The organism is Candidatus Thiosymbion oneisti, from assembly GCF_900092655.1.
Lineage (GTDB): Bacteria > Pseudomonadota > Gammaproteobacteria > Chromatiales > Chromatiaceae > Thiosymbion > Thiosymbion oneisti.
In genome coordinates this window covers 1-2734 of the sequence record NZ_FLUY01001429.1, presented here as the reverse complement: position 1 = coordinate 2734, position 2734 = coordinate 1, and the positions used below count along the sequence as shown (strand labels likewise).

Below are 2734 nucleotides of genomic sequence, written 5' to 3'. Positions count from 1 at the left end.
GACCACTCGAAGCACACTCGAAATTGGTTATTGATCCGAATGCTGTGCTGGCCTGCACGATTTCCCACAAGAGCCTCCAATCTGTTTCCTGGCGGGACTTGACAGTTAGGCGAATGAGCCGTGAAAAACGACCCATCAATTGAGCCTGGCCCCTTATCTGGTTAGCCTGGTTGGGTTCTATAGTTTTTTAATTTCTTCTATTGAAAGTCGAGTATATTTCACAATTTTATCTATTGATTCTCCATCTGTTTTCATGGCCTTTGCCATTTCAATAACTCTTTCCTTTTCCTTCTTCTCCCCTTCTTTTAATCCCTCTTCTTTCCCAATTTTCTCCCCAAGCTGAAGCCCTTCCTCCTTACCCTCCTTTAAACCTTCTTCTTTACCCTCATTCCTGATCCGCTTCTTGACTTTATAAGGCAAAATCCAGCGTTCGCTTGCCTGGAGTTTCTTGAAGATACCCGACTCGACAAAGCTATGATAGGTTTCTTCGCTGATGATTAAATGATCGATCACTTCGATTTTAAGAAATTTGCCCGCCTGAATAAAATGGTCGGTGAGGTCCTGATCTTCGTAGGAAGGCGTCACATTCGCGCCGGGATGGTTATGGACCATAATAACCTGAACGGCGAGCTTGTAAATCGCCATTCGGAAGGCTTCTCTGGGGTTGATGCCCGCCATGTTGGAAGAACCCAGAGCAACCAACTCGATATAGAGGATCTTGTTGGCTTGATTCAAACCCACCATCCAGAAGTGTTCCTGACCTTGCCCGATTTTATTCTCTCTACGGAGAATCTGGCGCATGATCAGATAAATGTCTTCCGCACTATTTACGGTGATTTTTTGTTGTTTGCTTAGTTTGACTTCCATTGCATTGCCTTGTTAGCTATATTTTCTTTCTCGCCCTTCTCTTATTACATCTACAATCTCAGACGAACTTATACCAAGATTTACTCCTTCAATATCGAGGGGTGACTTTTTTGAAATGGCTGGTTTGATGAAAAATGCTTCTCCATCTCTTTTTTTAATACAAACAGACCCCTCTCTTTTAGCTTCTTCTAAGATTGCGGCAAAGTGTTGACGTGCTTCTCTAAAACTGTATTCTCTCATTATTCTAACTCCAACAACTGAATACCTATCTTTTGTACTGCAACGCTTAATCCTTTATCCAATGTGAGCAAGGGTGTACTTGTTTGTTGAGCACATTGGATTAGATATGCATCATAGGCATATATATTGAGTGCATATGATATCTCAATTGTTTGCGCAAGTGGAACATCTATGAATTTAATTGGTATTTCCCGATATGCTGCAAGCGCCAACTTTGCTTGATCAATGGTTATTTGTTCTCTTTTGAACATAGCTGAAAATGCATTGCCAATTTCCCAGTGAACAGATATTGGCGAGCAAAGTGAGCAACCTTCTGTTATTTCAATGATTTTTATTTTTGGTTCTTCATTGCCGATAACAGCAATTAAAGCTGATGTATCAATCGTAATATTCATTGTCATGCATTCGACGGGGAACGGATAACCCAATCCTCACAGCGGACTCCACCCACTTAAACCTTATCATGCCGCTTGTTTGGCTACAAACACCGTTCGCGCAGTTTGGATGCCACGCAGATACTTGGCCTGACGACGAGCGCAGAGATCCGCGAGCGACGCCGGTGCACCGACCGCCGTTCTGAACGCCTTGAGAAGATATTCAGAATAGCCGATAAACTGCTCCCCATCGATGTCCAGTCGCGCGAGGATCTTGGGTTCTTGCGCCTGGATATAACCAGGCTTATCCGCACGTAACGCCCGGCCTGTCCAATCCACCAACTCCAGATAGTCCTCGAAGGCAAAGGGCACCGCCCAGGGGGTCTGTGCGGTGGCATCGAAAGGCATCAGAATCAATGGGGTCAGGTCTTGATCCGTGACTCTTGATCGAGTAGATTCACGCCATGGCCAGGCCGCTACGTATCGAGTTTGCCGGTGCTCTTTACCACATCACCTCGCGCGGGGATAGGCGGGACGCTATTTTCTTGGAAGACGGCGATCGGGAGCTGTGGCTGGATGGCTTGGGGCAGGTCTGCAAACGCTTCAACTGGGTTGTTCACGCCTACTGTCAGATGGGGAACCATTATCATCTGCTTGCCGAAACCCCCGACAGCAACCTTTCCGCAGGGATGCGCCAGTTAAACGGCGTGTATACCCAACGCTTCAACCGCATCCATCGTCGGGTGGGGCATCTCTTTCAGGGTCGATATAAGGCCATCCTGGTGCAAAAAGATGCCTATCTTCTGGAGCTATCCCGCTACATCGTTCTCAATCCGGTTTGCGCCCGCATGGTACGCACGGCCAGGGACTGGCCCTGGAGCAATTATCGGACTTACGGCCGGCATCAGCAAAGCGCCGGATTGGCTGGAGACCGACTGGATACTGGCCGCGTTCGCCGAGCGCGAGCAGGAGGCGCAGACAGCGTATCGGCGATTTGTCGCCGAGGGCACCAATCAGCCTTCCCCCTGGGAGGAACTCAAGAATCAGATCTATCTGGGCTCTGACGCCTTTGTGGATGAGATGCAGCGTAAATTGGATGGAAGCTGGCGCTTACGTGAAATCCCCAAAACCCAGCGGCGTCCGGTGGCCCGGCCATTAAGTTGGTATTTTGAGAAAGGCTCTTTATGGATTCCAGACTGGTTAGGATATTTTGCGCAAATTTGCCTTCTCAGCAAGCCAGAGGGGCGTCGTAT

The 2734-nt window shown here is 48.0% G+C and carries 4 protein-coding genes and 3 pseudogenes; 2 read left to right on the top strand and 5 right to left on the bottom strand.

The annotated features are described in order from the left end of the window. The 5 genes and pseudogenes from BQ17_RS14630 to BQ17_RS14610 form a co-directional block, all read right to left on the bottom strand. Positions 1–101: pseudogene (locus tag BQ17_RS14630) on the bottom strand (type II toxin-antitoxin system RelE/ParE family toxin); the annotation flags it as partial. Positions 102–177: 76 nt separating this feature from the next. Next, on the bottom strand, positions 178–867 hold the full coding sequence (locus BQ17_RS14625; RefSeq protein ID WP_089728280.1) for a JAB domain-containing protein: 690 nt from the start codon (positions 865–867) through the stop codon (positions 178–180). A gap of 12 nt (positions 868–879) precedes the next feature. Then, a complete protein-coding gene (locus BQ17_RS14620; RefSeq protein ID WP_089728277.1) occupies positions 880–1107 on the bottom strand; it encodes a type II toxin-antitoxin system Phd/YefM family antitoxin in 228 nt (75 codons plus the stop codon). Next, the gene (locus tag BQ17_RS14615) at positions 1107–1502 is read right to left on the bottom strand and encodes a type II toxin-antitoxin system VapC family toxin (protein ID WP_089728282.1); all 396 of its coding nucleotides are present in this window, start codon (positions 1500–1502) and stop codon (positions 1107–1109) included. Before BQ17_RS14615 ends, BQ17_RS14620 begins: the two co-directional genes overlap by 1 nt. A gap of 66 nt (positions 1503–1568) precedes the next feature. Further along, the gene (locus BQ17_RS14610; protein ID WP_176722447.1) at positions 1569–1898 is read right to left on the bottom strand and encodes a hypothetical protein; all 330 of its coding nucleotides are present in this window, start codon (positions 1896–1898) and stop codon (positions 1569–1571) included. Positions 1899–1945: 47 nt separating this feature from the next. Between BQ17_RS14610 and BQ17_RS24305 the strand changes: the two are divergent. Both BQ17_RS24305 and BQ17_RS24300 read left to right on the top strand, forming a co-directional pair. Continuing rightward, a pseudogene (locus BQ17_RS24305) lies at positions 1946–2245 on the top strand (transposase); the annotation flags it as partial. 28 nt (positions 2246–2273) lie between these two features. Then, a pseudogene (locus tag BQ17_RS24300) lies at positions 2274–2734 on the top strand (hypothetical protein); the annotation flags it as partial.